The sequence below is a fragment of the Nocardioides ungokensis genome (assembly GCF_013466985.1).
GTDB lineage: Bacteria > Actinomycetota > Actinomycetes > Propionibacteriales > Nocardioidaceae > Nocardioides > Nocardioides ungokensis.
Window position 1 is genome coordinate 3,597,884 of sequence record NZ_CP059164.1, and the last position, 19,021, is coordinate 3,616,904.

Annotated in this window: 17 protein-coding genes and 1 pseudogene; 8 read left to right on the top strand and 10 right to left on the bottom strand. The window is 73.2% G+C overall.

Features of this window, described 5'->3' with window-relative positions; all coding sequences use genetic code 11:
- Window positions 1-7: 7 nt before the first annotated feature.
- From H0S67_RS17780 to H0S67_RS17790, 3 genes are read right to left on the bottom strand one after another with little or no spacing between them, the layout of a single operon-like run.
- On the bottom strand, window positions 8-307 hold the full coding sequence (locus tag H0S67_RS17780; protein WP_180934117.1) for a hypothetical protein: 300 nt from the start codon (window positions 305-307) through the stop codon (window positions 8-10).
- Entirely contained in the window at window positions 307-705 is a 399-nt protein-coding gene (locus H0S67_RS17785; RefSeq protein WP_246354852.1) for a (deoxy)nucleoside triphosphate pyrophosphohydrolase, read from the bottom strand. The genes H0S67_RS17780 and H0S67_RS17785 overlap by 1 nt, the downstream gene beginning before the upstream one ends.
- Window positions 698-1,504, bottom strand: coding sequence for a thioesterase family protein (locus H0S67_RS17790; RefSeq protein WP_180934118.1), 807 nt, complete (start codon window positions 1,502-1,504; stop codon window positions 698-700). Before H0S67_RS17790 ends, H0S67_RS17785 begins: the two co-directional genes overlap by 8 nt.
- 33 nt (window positions 1,505-1,537) lie before the next feature.
- On the opposite strand from H0S67_RS17790, the gene H0S67_RS17795 reads away from it, so the two are divergent.
- Entirely contained in the window at window positions 1,538-1,903 is a 366-nt protein-coding gene (locus H0S67_RS17795) for a YidH family protein (protein ID WP_180934119.1), read from the top strand.
- A 3-nt stretch (window positions 1,904-1,906) separates the two neighbouring features.
- Here H0S67_RS17795 and H0S67_RS17800 read toward each other — a convergent pair whose 3' ends face one another.
- Window positions 1,907-3,436 (bottom strand): YfcC family protein, encoded by a 1,530-nt coding sequence (locus H0S67_RS17800; protein ID WP_180934120.1) that lies wholly within the window; start codon window positions 3,434-3,436, stop codon window positions 1,907-1,909.
- A gap of 106 nt (window positions 3,437-3,542) precedes the next feature.
- Here H0S67_RS17800 and H0S67_RS17805 point away from each other — a divergent pair, with 106 nt between their 5' ends.
- Genes H0S67_RS17805 through H0S67_RS17815 form a run of 3 tightly spaced genes read left to right on the top strand, consistent with a single transcriptional unit; the run spans window position 3,543 to window position 6,788 of the window.
- Window positions 3,543-4,766, top strand: coding sequence for an arginine deiminase (locus H0S67_RS17805; protein ID WP_180934121.1), 1,224 nt, complete (start codon window positions 3,543-3,545; stop codon window positions 4,764-4,766).
- A gap of 1 nt (window position 4,767) precedes the next feature.
- Window positions 4,768-5,769 carry an ornithine carbamoyltransferase gene (gene argF / locus H0S67_RS17810; protein ID WP_180934122.1) on the top strand — a complete coding sequence of 334 codons (1,002 nt, stop codon included), beginning with the start codon at window positions 4,768-4,770 and terminating at the stop codon, window positions 5,767-5,769.
- A gap of 38 nt (window positions 5,770-5,807) precedes the next feature.
- A complete protein-coding gene (locus H0S67_RS17815) occupies window positions 5,808-6,788 on the top strand; it encodes an NAD(P)-dependent alcohol dehydrogenase (protein ID WP_180934123.1) in 981 nt (326 codons plus the stop codon).
- A 3-nt stretch (window positions 6,789-6,791) separates the two neighbouring features.
- Here H0S67_RS17815 and H0S67_RS17820 read toward each other — a convergent pair whose 3' ends face one another.
- Window positions 6,792-7,346, bottom strand: coding sequence for a TetR/AcrR family transcriptional regulator (locus H0S67_RS17820; protein WP_180934124.1), 555 nt, complete (start codon window positions 7,344-7,346; stop codon window positions 6,792-6,794).
- A gap of 75 nt (window positions 7,347-7,421) precedes the next feature.
- Between H0S67_RS17820 and H0S67_RS17825 the strand changes: the two genes are divergently transcribed.
- A complete protein-coding gene (locus H0S67_RS17825; RefSeq protein ID WP_180936992.1) occupies window positions 7,422-7,748 on the top strand; it encodes a DMT family transporter in 327 nt (108 codons plus the stop codon).
- Between the two features lie 15 nt (window positions 7,749-7,763).
- Here H0S67_RS17825 and H0S67_RS17830 read toward each other — a convergent pair whose 3' ends face one another.
- Window positions 7,764-9,086: an FAD-binding dehydrogenase gene (locus tag H0S67_RS17830; protein WP_246354853.1), complete on the bottom strand. Its 1,323-nt coding sequence runs from the start codon at window positions 9,084-9,086 to the stop codon at window positions 7,764-7,766.
- A gap of 212 nt (window positions 9,087-9,298) precedes the next feature.
- Window positions 9,299-9,430 (bottom strand): annotated as a pseudogene (locus H0S67_RS26890) (FAD-binding protein); the annotation flags it as partial.
- Window positions 9,431-9,519: 89 nt separating this feature from the next.
- Here H0S67_RS26890 and H0S67_RS17835 point away from each other — a divergent pair.
- Entirely contained in the window at window positions 9,520-10,602 is a 1,083-nt protein-coding gene (locus H0S67_RS17835) for an RsbRD N-terminal domain-containing protein (RefSeq protein WP_180934125.1), read from the top strand.
- Here the strand turns inward: H0S67_RS17835 and H0S67_RS17840 are convergent, their stop codons facing one another.
- Window positions 10,603-12,030, bottom strand: a complete 1,428-nt coding sequence (locus H0S67_RS17840; protein ID WP_180934126.1) for a serine/threonine-protein kinase — start codon at window positions 12,028-12,030, stop codon at window positions 10,603-10,605.
- Window positions 12,031-12,236: 206 nt separating this feature from the next.
- On the opposite strand from H0S67_RS17840, the gene H0S67_RS17845 reads away from it, so the two are divergent.
- Window positions 12,237-13,787, top strand: a complete 1,551-nt coding sequence (locus H0S67_RS17845; RefSeq protein ID WP_180934127.1) for an EAL domain-containing protein — start codon at window positions 12,237-12,239, stop codon at window positions 13,785-13,787.
- On the opposite strand, the gene H0S67_RS17850 is transcribed toward H0S67_RS17845, so the two are convergent.
- The gene (locus H0S67_RS17850) at window positions 13,766-14,557 is read right to left on the bottom strand and encodes a GGDEF domain-containing protein (RefSeq protein ID WP_180934128.1); all 792 of its coding nucleotides are present in this window, start codon (window positions 14,555-14,557) and stop codon (window positions 13,766-13,768) included. The genes H0S67_RS17845 and H0S67_RS17850 overlap by 22 nt on opposite strands.
- A gap of 155 nt (window positions 14,558-14,712) precedes the next feature.
- Between H0S67_RS17850 and H0S67_RS17855 the strand changes: the two genes are divergently transcribed.
- Complete coding sequence (locus H0S67_RS17855; RefSeq protein ID WP_180934129.1) at window positions 14,713-17,187, top strand: sensor domain-containing protein; 2,475 nt, start codon at window positions 14,713-14,715, stop codon at window positions 17,185-17,187.
- Here the strand turns inward: H0S67_RS17855 and H0S67_RS17860 are convergent.
- Entirely contained in the window at window positions 17,169-18,857 is a 1,689-nt protein-coding gene (locus H0S67_RS17860) for a sensor domain-containing protein (RefSeq protein WP_180934130.1), read from the bottom strand. The genes H0S67_RS17855 and H0S67_RS17860 overlap by 19 nt on opposite strands.
- Window positions 18,858-19,021 lie beyond the last annotated feature (164 nt).

A 19,021-nucleotide genomic window follows, 5' to 3' on the forward strand; every position in this document is an offset into this window, starting at 1 on the left:
GTCGATCCTAGTGAGCGTCCGGTCGCTTGATCCGGGTCGGGCCGGTGGGCAGGTCGAGCGGCGGCGCGGCCGGCCCGCCCGGCTCCCCCGGCGCCGGCTCGTGGCCCTCGTCCAGCCACCCGTCGTAGCGGTCGACCAGCAGCTCGAGCACGACCGAGGGGGCGTCGGTCAGGACCGCCCAGGGCTGGTCCTCGTCGTCGTCCTCGCCGGCCAGGCGCTCTCGCACCACGGTGGCGTCGAAGCCGTCGGCGACCAGCCGGTCCACGACGAACCGGGCGTCGTCCTCGTCGAAGAAGATGCCGCGCATCAGGCCAGTATCCCGCGGACCTCGGGGAGGAACGGCCGGTCGGGGTCGAGCCAGTCGACGGTGTCGAGCTCGTCCGCGCCGAGCCAGCGCACGGCGTCGTGCTCGTGCGGGACCGGCTCGCCCTCGACGATCCGGACCACCGCCACGGTCAGCTCGTGCGTGGCGCCGATCGCGACCGTGCCCCCGAGCCACCGCTCCACGACGACCGAGCAGCCCAGCTCCTCGCGGATCTCCCGGACCAGCGCGGCCTCGGGCGACTCCGAGTCCTCGACCTTGCCGCCGGGGAACTCCCAACGCCCCGCCGCGGTGGCCGGACGCGTGCGCCGCGCGGTGAGCACCCGCCCGTCGCGCACGACCGCCGCTCCGACGACGCTCCGCACCCGCACGGCGTCAGCCACGGGGCTGCCGAGCGAGCTGGCGGCTCTGGGCGACGAGCCGGCCGGTGGAGTCCCACACCTCGCAGTCCTCCTCGAACATGCCGCCGGCCATGTTGCGGGTCTCGTGGCGGACCTTGAGCCAGCCCGGCGCCGGACGGGCCCGCACGTGCGCGGTCAGCTCGAGGGTCGGTGCCCAGCCGGGCATCCCGAGCTCGAAGGTCACCGGGGGCAGCGCGTCGACGACCATCAGCAGCGAGATCGGGTCCGGGTCGCGCCCGTCGGCCAGTCGGAACCACGCGCTCAGCACGCCGTTCCCGCTCGGCCGGCCGACCGCCCACCCGACGTGGTCGGGGTGGAAGCGCATGTCGAAGCGGTCCATCAGCGGGGCGATCGCCCGCACCTCCGGCGGCGCCATGGTGTTGGGCACGCACTCGTCCGGTGGCGGCATGTCGGGCTCCTCGGCGGTGGTCCGCACGTCGTCGCCGAGCCGGCCGAGGTCGCCGTACGTCGCGAGGGCGGTGATCCGGGTCGCCTCGCCCTGGCGGAGGTCGGCCGCCGCGGTCGCGACGCTGCCACCGTCGCGGCGTACGTCCACGGCCACGGTCGCCGGGCCGGGCACCGACGCCGAGAGGTAGTGGGCGCTGACCGCGAGGGGGTCCGGCTTGCCCGGCAGGCTGGCCCGCAGCGCGTTGCCCATGACGGCGAGGAGGTAGCCGCCGTTGACACCGCCGCCCACCACCCAGCCGGCGGAGAGGTCCGCGGAGAAGACGCCCTCACCCTTCCCCTCGACCTCGATCTGGCTGTCGAACTCGTGACCCATGCGCCGACCCTACGGGTGGGGCACGATGTGCCCATGACCGAGCGTCACCCTCGATGGGTCTACGGCGCGGGCGAGGAGCCGGACCCGCGCTTCAGCCTGGCCAACGAGCGCACCTTCCTGGCCTGGGTCCGCACCGCGCTGGCGGTGCTGGCCGGCGCGGTGGCGCTGCACTCGCTGGGCGTGCCGAGCTCGGAGCTGCTGCGCACGGCCGTGGTGGTCGTGCTCGTGCTCTTCGCAGGGTTGATGTGCGCGCTCTCCTACCTGCGCTGGGCGCGGGTGGAGCGGGCGATGCGCGAGCGCGCGCCACTGCCGTCCTTCGGGCTCGGCCTGTGGGTGACCGTCGCCGTCGTCCTGGTCGCCGTGCTGCTCGCCGTGGCGCTCGCGGCCAGCCCGGGCTAGCGGTCAGGACAGCGCCGCCCCGACCGCCGAGAACGCCGTGCAGGCGACCAGCAGGATCACGATCAGGGGTGCGATGAACCGCAGGTACAGGTCGTAGCGGACCTTGGCCAGGGCCAGGCCACCCATGACCACCGCCGAGGTGGGCGTGATCAGGTTGATGACCCCCGAGGCGGACTGGTACGCCGTCACGACCATCGCCCGGGACACCCCGGCGAAGTCGGCCAGGGGCGCCAGGATCGGCATCGCCAGGGCCGCGTGGCCGGAGGTCGACGGCACCAGGAACGCCAGCGGCAGGTTGATCAGGAACATCAGCGCACCGAAGACACCGGCCGAGGTGTTGTTGACGGCGTTCTCCATGGAGTGCAGCACCGTGTCGGTGATCACCGAGTTGTTCATGATCACGGTGATCCCGCGGGCCAGCACGATGATCAGGCCGACGCCGATGAAGTCGCCGGCGCCGCGGACCAGGGTGTCGGTCAGCCCCTTCTCCCCCAGGCCGCCGATCAGCCCGACCACGATCGACATCACGACGAAGAGCGCGCCGAGCTCGGGGAAGTACCAGTCGAACTGCCAGGTGTAGCTCGCGGCGTCCGGCCCCTCGATCACCTGCGCCCACGGGACGATGGTGAAGATCATGAACGCGAACGTGAACGCCACCACGGCCAGGACCGCCTTCTGGCGCCCGGTGATCGGGGAGAGCTCCCCCATACCGGCCGCGGCGATCTCCGCGTCACCCTCCTGGGCACCCACCAGCGAGCGGGCGGGGTCGGCCTTGACCTTCCGCGCGTAGCGCAGCACGAACCACATGCCCACCGGCACCAGCACGACGTACATCAGGAAGCGGTAGCCGATGCCGTCGCCGATCGAGATGCCCGCGGCGTCGGAGGCGACGCCGGTCGCGAACGGGTTCACGGTGGAGGCGAGCACCCCGATCCCGGCGCCGATCAGGATCGTGCCCGCGGCGACCATCCGGTCGTAGCCGAGGCTGAGCATCAGCGGCACCACGAGGGCGTAGAACCCCAGCGTCTCCTCGGCCATCCCCTCGGTGGTGCCGCCGATCGAGAAGAGCAGCATCAGCATGACGATGACCATCGCGCCGCGTCCGCTGAAGCGCTTGGCCACGTGGGCGATGCCGTTGTCGATCGCGCCGGTGCTCATCGACATGGTGATGAAGATGCCGATCGCGATCACGAAGAAGAACACACCGGCGGCGCCGAACAGCTCGCCCGACTCGTAGGGGCCGATGAACCCGGTGGCGGCCGACTTCACGCCGTACAGGCCGTTGACCGGCGCCAGGAACAGCTCCATCAGCCGGTCGGTGAACGAGAGCCCCGCGTCGACATGGTGGTAGCTCCCGGGCAGCGGGCCGCCGGTCTTGTCGCTGACCCGGTAGCGCCCGGTGGGGACGACGAAGGCGAGCACCCAGACCAGGACCGTGACCCCGAAGAGGACCGTGAAGGCGCTGGGGAAGGTGAAGCGGCGCTGCTTCCGCTCCGGGGCGGGCTTCGGCACCGCCTGATCCTGGATGGCCATGGGCAAACCCAACCACTCGGGGCCCGTCGCCGACCCGGGCCAAGGTCTGCGGCCCGCATGACCTTGTGCCCTCGGCCCGCGCCCGCGGGCCACGCCACAGTGGAGCATGACCCTCCACGTGGACTCCGAGGTCGGCCGGCTGCGGCAGGCGATCCTGCACCGCCCCGACCTCGAGCTGAAGCGGCTCACGCCCACCAACAAGGACGCCTACCTCTTCGACGACGTGCTGTGGGTCAAGCACGCGAAGCAGGAGCACGACGCCTTCGCCGAGACCCTGCGCGACGTCGGGGTGAAGGTGCACCTGCTCGACGAGCTGCTGCGCGAGACCGTGGCGATCCCCGAGGCCCGCCGCCAGATCCTGGACAGCTCGTTCGACGAACGCCTCTACGGGCCGATGGCCACGGACGCGCTGCACAACACCTTCGCGGCCTTCGACGACGAGACCCTGGTGCGCCACCTGATCGGCGGGATGACCAAGCGCGAGCTGCTCGAGTACACCGAGGAGCCGCGGTCGGTGGTCGTGCAGGCGCTCGACCTCGACGACCTCTTCCTGCCCCCGCTGCCCAACCACCTCTTCACCCGGGACACCTCCGCCTGGATCTACGGCGGCGTTGCGATCAACTCGATGCGGATGAAGGCGCGGATGCGCGAGACCATCCACTACGAGGCGATCTACCGCTGGCACCCGCTCTTCGCTGACGGCGGCTTCGAGGTCTGGACGCCGGGATCGGCGAGCGGCCCGGCCACGGCCGAGGGCGGCGACATGCTGGTCATCGGCCGCGGCGCGGTGCTGGTCGGGATGAGCGAGCGGACGACGCCCCAGGGGGTCGAGCGGCTCGCCAAGAGCCTCTTCGCCCAGGGCGCCGCCAGCCGCATCGTCGCCCTCGCGCTCCCCCAGCGCCGCGCGTTCATGCACCTCGACACCGTCATGACGATGGTCGACGGCGAGACGTTCACCAAGTACGCCGGGCTCGGGCTGCTGCCGTCGTACACGATCGAGCCTGGCGACACCGAGAAGGAGCTCAAGGTGACCGTCCACCCGGCCGAGCAGATGCACCAGGCGATCGCGGCGGCCCTCGGCCTCGACTCGATCCGGGTGCTGACGGCCACCCAGGACGTGAAGTCGGCCGAGCGCGAGCAGTGGGACGACGGGTGCAACGTGCTGACGGTGCGTCCCGGCGTGGTCGTGGCCTACGAGCGCAACGTCACCACCAACACCCACCTGCGCAAGAACGGCGTGGAGGTCATCACCATCCAGGGCAACGAGCTGGGGCGGGGCCGGGGCGGCCCACGCTGCATGACGTGCCCGATCGAGCGCGAGGGCCTCTGAGATGGCCTTCAACCTGCGCAACCGCAGCTTCGTCAAGGAGCTCGACTTCACCCCGCAGGAGTGGACCTTCCTGCTGGGGCTGGCCGAGGAGCTCAAGCGCGCGAAGTACACCGGCTCGGAGCGGCCCCGGCTGACCGGCAAGACCATCGCGCTGATCTTCGAGAAGGCCTCGACCCGCACCCGCTGCGCCTTCGAGGTGGCGGCCTTCGACCAGGGCGCGCACGTGACCTACCTCGACCCGTCCGGCGCGCACATCGGGCACAAGGAGTCGATGAAGGACACCGCGCGGGTGCTGGGGCGGATGTACGACGCCATCGAGTACCGCGGCTCGGCCCAGACGAACGTCGAGACGCTCGCGGCGTACGCCGGGGTGCCGGTGTGGAACGGGCTGACCGACGAGTGGCACCCGACCCAGACGCTCTGCGACATGCTCACCATGCGGGAGCACTCCGACAAGCCCGACGGGGAGATCTCCTTCGCCTACCTCGGCGACGCCCGCAACAACGTCGGCAACTCGCTGCTGGTCACCGGCGCGATGATGGGGATGGACGTACGCATCGTCGCGCCGCACTCGCTGTGGCCGACCGACGACGTCGCCAAGCAGGCGGCCGCGATCGCGCAGGGCACCGGCGCGCGGTTCGTGCAGACCGAGGACGTCGCGTCGGGGGTCGAGGGCGTCGACTTCGTCTACACCGACGTCTGGGTGTCGATGGGCGAGCCGGCCGCGGTGGGGGACGAGCGCATCGAGCTGCTGCGCCCGTACCAGGTCAACGCCGAGGTGCTGGGTCTGACCGGCAACCCGGCCGTGAAGTTCATGCACTGCCTGCCGGCCTTCCACGACCGACACACGGCCGTCGGCGAGGAGATCTTCGCGAAGACCGGGCTGGGCGCGCTCGAGGTGACCGACGAGGTGTTCGAGGGCCCGGCCTCGATCGTCTTCGACCAGGCCGAGAACCGGGTGCACACGATCAAGGCCGTGATGGTGGCGACCCTCGGCGACTGAGCCGGAGGGACTGATGACCTGACCCGGAGGCGGGGGACATGAAGACGATCTGGCAGGACCGGTACGGCGGCGAGGACACCCTCACGCTCCGGGACACCCCCGCCCCCGAGCCCGGCAAGGACGAGGTGCTCGTCCGGGTGCGGGCGGCGAGCATCGACCTCGGCACACGGCACCTGATGACCGGGCTGCCCCTGGCGGTGCGGCTCGGCACCGGGCTGCGCGCTCCACGGAAGCACGTCCCCGGCCGGGCCCTCGCCGGCGTCGTCGAGGCCGTCGGCGAGGGGGTCACGGGGTTCGCCCCCGGCGATGAGGTCTACGGCACCGCGGCCGGAGCCCTGGCCGAGCTCGCCGTGGTCCCGGTGGCCAGGCTCGCCCGGAAGCCGGCCAGCCTGGACTTCGCGCAGGCGGCCGCCGTGCCCGTGTCGGCACCGACCGCCCTGCAGGGGCTGCGCGACATCGGCCGGATCAAGGCCGGCCAGTCCGTGCTGGTGATCGGCGCCTCCGGAGGGGTCGGCACGTACGCCGTCCAGCTGGCGCGAGCCCTGGGCGCCGGCCGCGTCGACGCGGTCTGCAGCGGGGCCAAGGCCGACCTGGTCCGGTCCCTCGGCGCGGACGACGTCATCGACTACACGCGGACCGAGCCCGGGGCGGACGGGCGCCGCTGGGACCTGGTGCTCGACATCGCCGGCAACCGACCGGTCGCGACGCTCCGGCGGCTGCTCACCCCCCGCGGGACCCTGGTGTTCGTCGGCGGCGAGTCCGGCGGACGGTGGACCGGCGGCATGCACCGGCAGCTCGGCGCCACCGCCCTCTCCCCCTTCGTGCACCACCGGCTGGCCATGTACGTCGCCCGCGAGAACGGCCGCGACCTCGAGACCCTCGGCGAGCTCGCCGACGCCGGACAGCTGCGCTCGGTCGTCGACGGGCCGTACCCGTTCGAGGAGACCGCCCGGGCGATCGCCCGCCTCGATGCCGGGCAGGCGCGCGGCAAGATCGTGGTCACCGTCTCCGGTGACTGACGATCAGTCGTCCCCGGCGATGGTCTGGGCCGCCCGGGCGAGGTCGTCGACCCCGCGCGCGAGCTCCTCGGGCCGGTCGGTGGTGAGGTCGAGGTGGAACCCGTAGAGCGCCGAGTCCACGAGGGTCACGATGCGGTCCACCCGGGCGGGCGGCGCGCCGCTGCGGATGAAGTAGTCGCACAGCGTGGCACCCCAGCGCTGGTTGCTCTCGCGAGCGTCGCTGAGGTAGGGCTCGTGGCCGATCAGCCCGGTGGCAGCGGCCTGGCAGTAGATGTCCAGGCACCCGTTGAGCGGCTCGCCCAGGTACGCCGCCCAGAGCTGGTTGACGGCAGCCCGGACGTCCCTCGCGGCGGGTAGGCCCTTCACCACCGCCATCGCCCGCTCGGTCGCCCGGGCGACCACCTCGGAGACCAGCGCGTCGCGGCTGTCGAAGTGGTAGATGAGCATCCGGTCGCTGGTGCCGATCGCGGCCGCCACCGGACGCAGGGTCAGACCGATCAGCCCGTGCTCCAGCACGTGGTCGGTGACCTGGTCCAGCAGCTCCTCACGACGGTTCACGGATCAAGCGTAGCGAGTGCTACATTTGCGCAGGTGTAGCGAGTGCTACATGACCGACGTGAGGGCGTGTTCGAGATGTACGGCGCAGTGATGTTGCTGATGACGGCGATCGGGATCGAGGTGGGTGCGACCGCCCTGCTCCCCAGGGCGCAGGGGTTCACCCAGCTCGGCTGGAGCGCGCTCGTCCTGGCCGGCTACGCCGCGTCGATCTGGCTGCTCGCGGTCGTGGTCCGCACCCTGCCCGTCTCGGTCGCGTACGCCGTGTGGGCCGGCGTGGGCACCGCGGTCGTGGCGGCAGTCGGCTACTTCTTCCTCGGCGAGTCGATGGGCTGGCTCAAGGCGTCGTCCCTGGCCCTGATCGTGCTCGGCGTGATCGGGCTGAACCTGGCCCACGCGCACTGAGCGCGCGAGCCCACCTCACAGGCAGGCCGCGGCCGCAGCCCGTCCCGCCGTACGCCCCGAGAAGAGGCAGCCGCCGAGGAACGTGCCCTCGAGCGCGTTGTAGCCGTGCATCCCCCCGCCGCCGAAGCCGTTGACCTCGCCGGCGGCGTACAGGCCGGGAAGGGGGTCGCCGCCCGCCGTCAGGCAGCGCCCGGACAGGTCGGTCTCCAGGCCACCGAGGGTCTTGCGGGTCAGGATGTTGAGGCGCACGGCGATCAGCGGTCCGGCCTTGGGGTCGAGCAGCCGGTGCGGGGTGGCGACCCGGATCAGCTTGTCCCCGCGGTAGTTGCGGGCACCGCGGATCGCGGTGACCTGGGCGTCCTTGGAGTAGGTGTTGTCCAGCTCCCGGTCCCGCTGCTCGATCAGCCGCCGCAGCGGGGCCTCCTCGATCAGGCCGGGCTCCCCCACGCGGTTCATCCCCGCGACCAGCTCGGCCAGGGTGTCGGCCACGACGAAGTCGGCACCGTGCCGCTTGAACGCCTCGACCGGCCCCGGCGCGCCCGCCTTCACCCGCGAGAGCAGCAGCTTGACGTCCTTGCCGGTCAGGTCGGGGTTCTGCTCGGAGCCCGACAGCGCGAACTCCTTCTCGATGATCTTCTGGGTGAGCACGAACCACGAGTAGTCGTGGCCCGTCGTACGCAGGTGCCGCAGGGTGCCGAGGGTGTCGAAGCCCGGGAAGTACGGCGCGGGCAGGCGCTTGCCGGTCGCGTCCAGCCACAGCGAGGACGGACCGGGCAGGATCCGGATCCCGTGGTTGTCCCAGATCGGGTCCCAGTTGCGCAGGCCCTCGACGTAGTGCCACATCCGGTCCGGGTTGATGATCCGTGCCCCGGCGGCCTCGCTGATGCCGAGCATCCGCCCGTCCACGTGGGCGGGCACGCCGGAGACCATGGTGGCCGGCGGGGTGCCGAGCCGCTCGGGCCAGGACCTGCGGACCAGGTCGTGGTTGCCGCCGATCCCGCCGCTGGTGACGATCACGGCCTGGCCGCGGAGCTCGAAGTCGCCGGTCTCGACGCGGCTGCTCGGCCGGCCCCGGTCGACGCCGCTCGGCTCCAGGGTCGCCCCGCGCACGCCGACGACCGCGCCGCCCTCGAGGACGAGCTCGTCGACCCGGTGGCGGAAGGCGAACCGGATCCGGCCGGCGTCCACGTGCTCGCGCACCCGACGCTCGAACGGCGCCACGACTCCCGGGCCGGTCCCCCACGTGATGTGGAAGCGCGGCACCGAGTTGCCGTGCCCCTCGGCGCGGCCGTCGCCCCGCTCGGCCCAGCCGACGACCGGGAACACCCGGTGCCCCATCGCCCGCAGCCAGGAGCGCTTCTCGCCCCCGCGAAGTCGACGTACGCCTCGGCCCACTGCCGCGGCCAGTGGTCCTCCTCGCGGTCGAACTGCGCGCTGCCCATCCAGTCCTGGAGGGCGAGCTCGTGGGAGTCCTTGATGTCCATCCGACGCTGCTCGGGGCTGTTGACGAGGAAGAGTCCGCCCAGGCTCCAGAACGCCTGGCCACCGAGGGACTGCTCGCCCTCCTGGTCGACGAGCACCGCCCGCCGCCCGGCGTCGGCGACCTCGGCGGCGGCGGTCAGGCCGGCCAGGCCGGCGCCCACGACGATGACATCGGTGTCCCCAGGGGTGTGCGGCTCCATGTCGGCATCGTCTTGACCGGGCCGTGTCCCGGTCAAGACATTCGCTCACCCTGGTAGCGCCGGGGTTGTCAGGTGATGACAATGTCCGGATGCGCGAACGGCAGCGGGTCCACCAGCTGGTCCGGGACGACCTCGACCGGGTGGTGCCCGACGTGGTGGCCACGATCCGCGAGCAGATCCCGGCCTACCGCACCCTCTCGCCGGCGCAGGTCGAGGAGGTCTCCGCGATCGCGGCGTGGGCCACCTCCCGCATCCTCGAGCTCTGGGTCGAGGGCGGCGAGCTGGCCCCGGCCGACGTGCAGCGGTTCCGGGGCATCGGCGCCGCCCGGGCGCTCGACGGCCGGCCGCTGCCGGTCATCCTGCGCGCCTACCGGGTCGCCGGCACCCGCATCACCGACCTCGTGGCCGAGCTCGGCGGTGACCGGCTCACGGTGGACGACGCGCTCGCGCTGGCGCGGCTGTGGATGGCCAGCATCGACACCCTGTCCGAGGCGCTGTACGCCGGTCACTCGGCGGCCACCGAGCGGGTCAGCGGGGACCGTGAGCGCGCGCTGGGCGACCTGCTCGACGACCTGCTCAGCGGGCGCCAGGCGACCCGCACCGCGCTGCAGGACCGCTGCCGCGAGCTCGACGTCACCCTGCCGGCCCGGCCGCGAGTGCTCGTCACCGCGGCGGCGGTGGCGCCGGAGGAGGCCGTCCTCGCCCGCGAGCGGGACGGCACGACCGTCGCGGTGCTGGCCCCTGCCGGGTCCACCGGGGCCGGACCGGGCTGCCTGGTCGAGGCCACCGACCCCGGCGACGTCCCCCGCGCGCACCGCCTCGCCGAGCTGGCGGCCACGACAGCCCCCGGCCGCGCCTTCGCCGACCGGGCGGTCCTCGACGAGGCCGACGCGCAGGTGGTGGCGCTGCTCGCCGCCCACCGCGACGCCGACCCGGTGCGCCTGGCCACGCTGGTGCTGAGCCGCGTGCGGGACCAGGCCCACCTCCTCGCCGGGCTCGAGGCCTTCCAGGCCTCCGGCTCGGCGACGGCGGCGGCGGAGCTGCTCGACGTGCACCCGCAGACGATGCGCCACCGGCTCCGGCGCCTGGTGCACCTCACCGGCCGGGATCCGCGCCGTCCCTGGGACCGCTTCGTGCTGGAGGTCGCGGCCACGGTCCGACCGGCAGGGTGATCAGCCGACGACCTGGTCGCCGGTGACGAGGTAGTCACCCCCGGTGCCCTCGAGGAAGAGGCGACGCACCTCGCTGGCCGTGCTCCCGTCGCTCCTGGTGTAGGTCAGGGACACGTCCACCGCGTGCGGGCCGGCCGGGCTGGTCCCGGTCACGCGGACCGCCCGGATGGTGTCCCAGAAGCCCTTGTACTTGTCGTAGCCGCCGACCTGCCTCTGGTAGTCGCTGGACAGCATCGACCACGCCCGCGGGGTGTTGGCGGGCAGCAGCGAGTAGTAGCCGCTCACGAACCCCGCCGGACCGCCGTTCACGGGGGTCTGGACCCCGGTCGACGGCGACGACGTCGTCGGCGTCGACGAGGGTGTCGGCGTCGGCGAGCCCGACGAGGGGGTCGACCGCGGACTCCTGCTCGGCGTGCCGTGCGACGACGGCCCGGGGCTCGCGGACGGCTGGTCGGCCGTGGAGCTCCACCACAGGTAGCCGACGCCGGCGACGAGCACGAGCAGCGCCACGACGAGGGCCACGAGCAGCGGCCGCCTGCGCCGCCCCCGGGACGGTCCCGGCGCCGGGGTCGCCACGGCCGGGCGCGTCGGGGTCCGGGTCTCCTCGCGGGTGCCCACCTCGGCGTGCCGCTGGTGCAGGCGTCGCAACGCGTGCTCCGCATCGGCCATGCTCCAGCGCGACTCCGGATCCGGGTCCAGCATCCGACCGAGCGGCTCGGCCAGGATGCCGGCGCGCACGGGTGCGGGCGGTCGCTGGGACGCGATCATCGTGAGGGTCGCCAGGGTGTTGGCCTGCGGAGGGTACGGCGGGTTGCCCTCGACGGCGCTGTAGAGCGTCGCCCCGAGCCCCCAGACGTCGGCGGCCGGCGTCGCCTCGTCACCGCGGACCACCTCCGGGGAGAGGTACGCCGGGGTCCCCGAGACGAGCCCCGAGGCGGTCAGCTGGGCGTCGCCACGGGTGTGGGCGATGCCGAAGTCGGAGATCTTGGCGTGGTCGTCGTCGGTGACCAGGATGTTGGCCGGCTTGACGTCGCGGTGCACGGTTCCGCGGCGGTGGGCGGCCGCGAGCCCGTCGGCCACCTGGGCACCGATCCACGCCACGCGCTCGGGGGCCAGCGGGCCCTCCGCAGCCATGATCTCCGCGAGGGTGCGACCGGGGACGTACTCCATCACCAGCCAGAGATGGCCGTCTTCCTCGACCGCGTCGTAGACCGCCACGACGTGGGGGTGGTTGAGGGCGGCCGAGGACCGCGCCTCGCGCATCGCCCGGGCCAGGTCGGGGGTCGACTCGCCCGGCAGGGCACCGACCCGCTTGACCGCCACGACGCGGCCGAGGAGCTCGTCGCGGCACAGCCAGACGCTCCCCATCCCGCCGCGCCCGACTTCGCGCTCGACGCGGTAGCGGCCGGCGATGACCTCCGGTGGCATGCGGCTCCTCTCGACGTTGGTGGCCCCACCGTGTCCGTTACCCGACACGGCCGGGTCCACGCGTCCCTTGCTCTGTGACGGTAGACGCGCCGGGCGACCAACTCACCCAAAACCCGCACACGGCCCCGGACGACCCGGCAGACTGTGCCCCACACTTGGAGGGTGGAGGGATCTTGCTGAACGGCGCCGTTCAGCGCTCTTCCGCCGTGCCGACATCAGTGCTGCTGGTGGACGCCGGTCTCGGGAAGATCAGCGCGCTGACCGAGGCGTCCGACGAGTCGCCCGGCTCGTGGACGCTGCAACGAGCGCCGAGCCTGCGCTCGGCGCTCGACGTGCTGACCACGCGCGCCTTCGACTGCGTCGTCGTCGACCTCGACCTCCCGGGGGCGGACGCCGAGAAGACCTGGGACCAGCTGCGAGACCACGCGCCCGACGCCGCCCTGCTGGCGCTCGCCGAGCACCACGACCTCGAGCACCCCGGCCTGGCCCTGGCCGACGACGTCCTGGTGCACGGGAACCTCGCGTCGGCCAACGCACGCCGCGCCGTGCTGCGCACCCTCCGGCACTTCCGGCTCGCCGGTGAGCTGCGGCGGGTCGAGGAGTCGGCCCGGCTGCTCTCCGCCATCGTCGACGCGACCCCCGACGCGGTCTTCTCCACCGACAGCGGCGGCCTGATCACGTCGTGGAACCGGGGGGCCCAGCAGCTCTACGGCTACACCGCCGAGGAGGTCAGCGGACGGCACGTGAGCATCCTGCACCCGCCCGGCCGCGACGAGTACGCCCCCATCGTGGCCGTGCTGGTCCGTGGTGAGTCCGTACGGGGGCTCGAGACGGTGCGCCGGGCCAAGGACGGGCGGACGGTCGACGTCTCGATCACGGTCTGCCCGGTCCACGACGGCGCCGGCGCCCTCACGGGCGCCTCGGTCGTCGCCCGCCACATCAGCGACCGGCGCGAGCTCGAGACCGAGCTTTCGCGCGACCGGCTCTCCCTGGCCGACGACCTGCGCGAGGCGCTCGCCCGGGGCCTGCTCGACGTGCACTACCAGCCGATCGTCGACGTCGCCGGAAGCCGACTGACCGGTTTCGAGGCGCTCGCCCGCTGGCACCACCCGGCGCGTGGCGACGTCCCGCCGGGCGTGTTCGTGCCGGTGGCCGAGCACGCCGGCTTCGTCCCGGAGCTGGACCGCTGGGTGCTGACCCGCGCCTGCCGCGACACCACCGCCGCTCGCGCCGAGGGCCGGATCCCCCGGGACGCACGAGTCTCGGTCAACCTCTCGGCGCGGACGCTGGCCGACCCGGACCTGGTCGGCACGGTGCACGACGTGCTGCTCACCGAGGGCCTGCCCGCGCACGCCCTGGTCCTCGAGATCACCGAGACGGCGCTGATGCAGGACGTCGCGACGGCCCGCCGGTCGCTGGAGGGGCTGCGGGCCCTGGGCGCCGGGGTGGCGCTGGACGACTTCGGGACCGGCTACTCCTCGCTGAGCTTCCTGCGCGAGCTCCCGGTCACGCAGGTCAAGATCGACCGCTCGTTCATCGCCGACATCGTCACCGACGGGGAGGACCTCCTCATCACCGAGTCGATCATCGACCTGGCCCGTCGGCTCGGCCTCGAGACGGTGGCCGAGGGCGTCGAGACCGAGAGCCAGCTGGCGCTGCTCCGGCGGCTCGGCTGCGCCAGCGCGCAGGGCCACCTGTGGAGCCGGGCGCTGCCGCTCGACCGGGTCGGGTCGGTTCAGGACTGCGGCGCCTCGTAGTCGTCCGGCGTGGCCACGCGCACCCCGCCTCCCCCGGCCCGCTTGGCCCGGTAGAGCGCCCGGTCCGCGGCGGCCGTGGCGGCGACCGAGCCGCGGTGGTCCACCTGCGCCACCCCGATCGAGACGCCCACCCCGGGGCCGTCGGTCGCCCAGGTCTGCACGAGCTCGCCCATCCGCTGCTCCGCGATCGCGAGCGGGGTGCCGGCGAAGACCAGCAGGAACTCGTCCCCGCCGTACCTCCCGACGAAGTCGACGTCGCGGACACTCGCCCGCAGCAGCTCGCCGAAACGACGCAGCGCCAGGTCGCCGGCGGCGTGCCCGCGCGTGTCGTTGACGGCCTTGAAGCCGTCGAGGTCCATCAGGCACACGACGTCGTCGGAGGTCGCCTGGTCCAGCCGCGAGTCGATCTCACCCCGGCCCGCGAGGCCCGTGAGGGCGTCGGTCCGGGCCCGGGTCGCCTGCCGCAGGTAACGGTCGCACCGGGTGGCGGCCGCCTGGGCGTCGTCCAGCAGGGGCGGGAGCTGGCGGCGCAGCCGCAGCAGGGTCGCCTCGGACGGGTCGGCCGGCTGCACCACGCAGGGCTCGCCGACGCCCAGCGAGACGTCGGTCGGCAGTGCGGTGACACCACCCGAGTCGGCCTCGACGACCCGGCCGCCGAGGTCGCGGACCGCGGCGTGCAGCACGGCGGCCGCCTCCGCACGGGTGTCCACGCGCAGCAGCGCCCGGGCAGCTGCCAGCGCGACGGCGTCGCCCCCCACGCCGTCGGACATGCGCTCCCTCTCCCCGCTCATGGTGACCACCACTGTGACAGCCCGCGGGTGACCCGCGCCGAGATATGCGCGTTCCGGGCATGGTCGCGGCTCCCCGCGGGTAGAGTCCGAGCACTCGCCGGAGCCGCTCGGAGCACCGGTGAAGGAGGCACGCCATGACGCCGGACGAGGCGGGGCTCGGGACCGACGACGCGCGCCCGCTCGAGACCGACCCCACCCGCTTCCGCAGGCGCTTCGACCAGACGTCGATGCCGCAGTCGTTCTGCGACCTCGACGGCGTGCTCACCGAGGTGAACGACGCGTACTGCCGGCTCGTCGACCGTCCCGGCTCCGAGCTGGTCGGGATGCCGGTCCGGAGCCTGAACCACCGGTCCGACAGCGGCGATGCCGACGCCCACCTCGCCGCCCTGCTGCGCGGCGAGATCGACAGCCTCCAGACCGAGCGCATCCTGTGCGGCCCGGCCGGCAGGCCGGTGCCCGTGCTCGTCGACGCTGCCCTGCTGCGTGACGAGGACGGCCGGCCGCTGGGGGCAGCGGCGTTCGTCCAGGACCTGAGCAGCCTGCGCGGCCTCGAGCGGCGCCGCCAGCAGCAGGAGGACTTCTTCCTCGCCCTGGCACAGCGGGCCTCCGACCTGGCGATCGTGACCGACGCCGAGGGGCGGCTGCTCTACGCCTCGCCGGCGCTGACCGGCATGCTCGGCTATGCGACCGAGGACGTCATCTACTCCCCCGGCGCCGACTTCGTCCACGAGGACGACGTCCCCGAGACGCTGGCGATGTTCGCCCGGGTCGTCGCCCACGGTGGTGCGGAGACGATCACGCTCCGGGTGCGCGACGCCGCGGGTGTCTGGCACTGGATGGAGGAGACCGCGAGCAACCTGCTCGACACCGCCGTCGGCGGCATCGTGTGCAACCTCCGCGACATCACCGACCGGGTCCGCGCCGAGGCCGCCCTGCGCGCCTCGGAGTCCCGCTACCGGGCCATCGCGGACAACGCCGAGGAGGGGCTCTGGGTCACCGCCCCCGACGGCCGCAGCGTCTACGTCAACTCCCGGATGGTCGAGATCCTCGGCCTGACCGAGGGACAGGTCCTGGGCCGCTCGCTGATCGACGTGCTCCACTCCGGCCAGCGGCGGGTCACCCGGACCCGGACCGGCACCGGTGGCCCCGGCACCTCGGAGCGCTACGAGGTGACCTACGACCACCCCGACGGCCGGGAGCGGATCCTGTCGGTGTCGGAGTCGCCCCTCGACGACGCCGACGGCGCGATCGACGGGTCGCTGGCGATGGTCTCCGACATCACCGACGCGCGGCGGCTCGAGGACGAGCTGCGCCGAGCGGCTCTCCACGACACCCTCACCGGCCTGCCCAACCGGGCCCTGCTGCTGGACCGGCTCCAGCACGCCCTGACGCTGCAGACCCGGGGCACGGCGGTCATGTTCGTCGACCTCGACCGCTTCAAGATCATCAACGACGCCCGCGGGCACGCCGCCGGGGACGAGCTGCTGATCGGGGTCGCGGCAAGGCTGCGGTCCAGCGCCCGGGCGGCCGACACCGTGGCCCGCTTCGGCGGTGACGAGTTCCTCGTCGTCTGCGAGGACGTCGACGAGCACGACGCCCGCGCGGTGGCCCTCGACCTGCTGCAGTCGCTCGACCAGCCCTTCCAGGTGGCCGGCGGCGAGGCCATGCTCTCGGCCTCGATCGGCGTCGCCCTCTCGTCCTCGGAGTCTGCGGACGCACTGCTGAGCCACGCCGACACCGCCATGTACGCCGCGAAGGTCGCCGGCCGGAGCCGCATCCGGGTCTTCGACGCCGCCCTCGCAGCCCAGGCGGAGGAGCGCTTCGAGCTCGGCAGCGACCTGCGCCGGGCGCTGCTCGCCAACGAGCTCGAGCTGCACTACCAGCCGGTGATCGACCTCGCGACCGGCCAGGTGCTCGGCGCGGAGGCGCTGGCCAGGTGGACGCACCGGCTGCACGGGCCGGTGCCGCCGGACCGCTTCGTGGCGGTCGCCGAGGACGTGGGCCTCGCGGCCCGCCTCGACCGCTGGGCGCTGCGCCTCGCAGCCCACGACACCACGGCCCTGCGCCGGGCCGCGGCCATGCCAGCGGACGCCTACGTCGCGGTCAACGTCTCGGCCCGGACCCTGAGCGACCCCGGCCTCGAGGACTGGATCACCTGGAACGTCGAGGCCGCCGGGCTGACCCCCGCCGACGTCCTGATCGAGGTCACCGAGAGCGCGATCATGACCGACGCGACGTACGCCGTCGCCCTGCTCACCCGGCTGCGCCAGCGCGGCTTCGGGGTGGCGGTCGACGACTTCGGCACCGGCCACAGCTCGCTGGCCTACCTGCGCGACCTGCCCCTGACGGTGCTCAAGATCGACCGCAGCTTCGTCGCCGAGCTCACCGACGACGCGAGCGCGCGGGCCATCGCGGCCTCGATCATCGAGCTGGCCCGGGCGGTCGGCGTCACCGTCGTGGCCGAGGGCGTCGAGAAGGCGGCCGACGCGGAGCTGCTGCGGGGGCTCGGTTGCGACGCGGCCCAGGGCTGGCTCTGGAGCCCGGCCGTCCACCCGGCCGAGGCGCACCGGTCCGGAGCCCTGAGCCGGACCTACGACGTCAGCGCGTGATCCTCGGGCCCGGGGACGTCCTCGGGCCGGGCCACCGCGATCCGGCCGCCGCCGAGGTTCTTGGCGCGGTACATCGCGCCGTCGGCACGGCGTACGAGGTCCTCGAAGTCGTGGGGCGGTGAGACCGCGATCCCGATGCTGACGCCGATGTGGTGCTCCCCGCTGCCCTGCGCGATCGGCCGCCGGAGCTCGCCGAGGATCTTGGCGGCGATCAGCACGGCGCCCTGCTCGTCGGTGTCCTCGCAGACGATGGCGAACTCGTCGCCTCCGAGCCGGCCGACGGTGTCCGTGGCGCGGACCGCCGCCGCCAGCCGCCCCGCGACCTCCTGGAGCAGCTCGTCGCCGACCTGGTGCCCGTGCCCGTCGTTGATGGGCTTGAAGTGGTCGAGGTCGAGGTACAGCACCGCGGTGCCGCGGCCCCGCGTGCGCACGTGGCGCGCGGCGGCCGTCTCGAGGCGGTCCAGGAAGAGGTAGCGGTTGGGCAGCCCGGTCAGCGAGTCGTGCAGCGCCTGGCGCCGCAGCGTGAGCTCGACGAGGCGGGCCTCGGTCACGTCGGACACCGTCACCAGCGACCCGAGCGGCTCCGGGGTCGTGCTGGTCAGCGGGCAGCGGTTCACTTCGAGGATGCGGTCGCGCCCGTCGGGGTGCGTGTACGCCGTCTCGAAGCGGCCGGTGTCTGACTCCCACCGGGTCAGGCCGAGCAGGGCGAGCGTCTCCGCGCCGTACAGGGAGGCGAGCGGGATGCCGAGGATCTGGGCCATGCGCTCGTTGGCGAACGAGGTCGTGCCGTCGGGAGCCATCGCCAGGATGCCCTCCTGAGCGGTCTCCACCAGCGCCCGGTGCAGCGCCTCGGAGAGCTGCAGCGCCTCCTCGGTCCTGACCTGCTCGCTGATGTCGCGCAGGTGGGCGACCAGGCCCCGGATGTCGGGGTCCTCGAGGCAGTTGGTGATCGTCTCCTCCAGCCAGCACCACCGGCCGTCGTGATGACGCAGGCGCAGCACGAACCGCTCGGTGCGCCACGGCTGGGCCAGCACCCGCTCCAGGGCATCCGCGACCCGCGGTGCGTCGGCCGGGTGCACGTGCTCCCAGCTCGCGACGCGCACGGCTTCGGCCGGCTCGTAGCCGAGCAGCTTGACCACCGACGGCGCGACGTAGACGACCCCGAGATCGGCGTCGAGCACGAGGGCGGTGTCCCAGGTGCGGCGACCGAGCGCCTCGTAGAAACCGGCCCCCGGGCTCGGGGTCTGCTCGACGTTGGCCCGTGCGGCCTCCAGCGTCCGGATCAGCTCGTGCTGATCGCTCAGCTCGGCGGTGACGTCGCGGAGGATGGCGGTGACGCCGATGATCGCGCCGTCCCCGTCGCGCACCGGGCCGAGGGCGACCGACGCCTTGAACATGCTGCCGTCGCGGCGCACGACGACGTCGAGGAACGGCGCCACCCGTTCGCCCTCGAGCAGTCGCTGGAGGTGGGCGGCGTGCACGTCACCGCCCTGCCGGGGGGTGACGACGGAGAGCTCACTGCCGGCGAGGTCCTCCGGGCGCCAGCCCAGGACCTCCACGGTGGCCGGACTGGCCCACAGGATGGTGCCGTCGACGTCCACCGACAGGATGCAGTCGTGTGAGGTCGCGGCGATGCTGGCCAAGAGCTGGCCCTGGTCGATCTGCTCCACGTCTCCCCCCACAGCCGCTCACCCAGGGTTCCGTGCCCCGGTGAACGACAATGATGCGGGCGGCTGACCGAGCGCCGCGGTCGTCGTTGTCACGCTACTTCCCCCACCTCACCCCCGTCCCGTGAGCGGCAAGCTCAACGGTCCCCACCACGCGCTCTCGGGAC

Excerpts from the sequence above, each read along its gene's own strand:
- H0S67_RS17780 (WP_180934117.1), bottom strand. The coding sequence starts at position 307 with ATGCGCGGCATCTTCTTCGACGAGGACGACGCCCGGTTCGTCGTGGAC.
- H0S67_RS17790 (WP_180934118.1), bottom strand. The coding sequence starts at position 1,504 with ATGGGTCACGAGTTCGACAGCCAGATCGAGGTCGAGGGGAAGGGTGAG.
- H0S67_RS17795 (WP_180934119.1), top strand. The coding sequence starts at position 1,538 with ATGACCGAGCGTCACCCTCGATGGGTCTACGGCGCGGGCGAGGAGCCG.
- H0S67_RS17800 (WP_180934120.1), bottom strand. The coding sequence starts at position 3,436 with ATGGCCATCCAGGATCAGGCGGTGCCGAAGCCCGCCCCGGAGCGGAAG.
- H0S67_RS17805 (WP_180934121.1), top strand. The coding sequence starts at position 3,543 with ATGACCCTCCACGTGGACTCCGAGGTCGGCCGGCTGCGGCAGGCGATC.
- argF (WP_180934122.1), top strand. The coding sequence starts at position 4,768 with ATGGCCTTCAACCTGCGCAACCGCAGCTTCGTCAAGGAGCTCGACTTC.
- H0S67_RS17815 (WP_180934123.1), top strand. The coding sequence starts at position 5,808 with ATGAAGACGATCTGGCAGGACCGGTACGGCGGCGAGGACACCCTCACG.
- H0S67_RS17825 (WP_180936992.1), top strand. The coding sequence starts at position 7,422 with ATGTACGGCGCAGTGATGTTGCTGATGACGGCGATCGGGATCGAGGTG.
- H0S67_RS17830 (WP_246354853.1), bottom strand. The coding sequence starts at position 9,086 with ATGGGGCACCGGGTGTTCCCGGTCGTCGGCTGGGCCGAGCGGGGCGAC.
- H0S67_RS17835 (WP_180934125.1), top strand. The coding sequence starts at position 9,520 with ATGCGCGAACGGCAGCGGGTCCACCAGCTGGTCCGGGACGACCTCGAC.
- H0S67_RS17840 (WP_180934126.1), bottom strand. The coding sequence starts at position 12,030 with ATGCCACCGGAGGTCATCGCCGGCCGCTACCGCGTCGAGCGCGAAGTC.
- H0S67_RS17850 (WP_180934128.1), bottom strand. The coding sequence starts at position 14,557 with ATGTCCGACGGCGTGGGGGGCGACGCCGTCGCGCTGGCAGCTGCCCGG.
- H0S67_RS17855 (WP_180934129.1), top strand. The coding sequence starts at position 14,713 with ATGACGCCGGACGAGGCGGGGCTCGGGACCGACGACGCGCGCCCGCTC.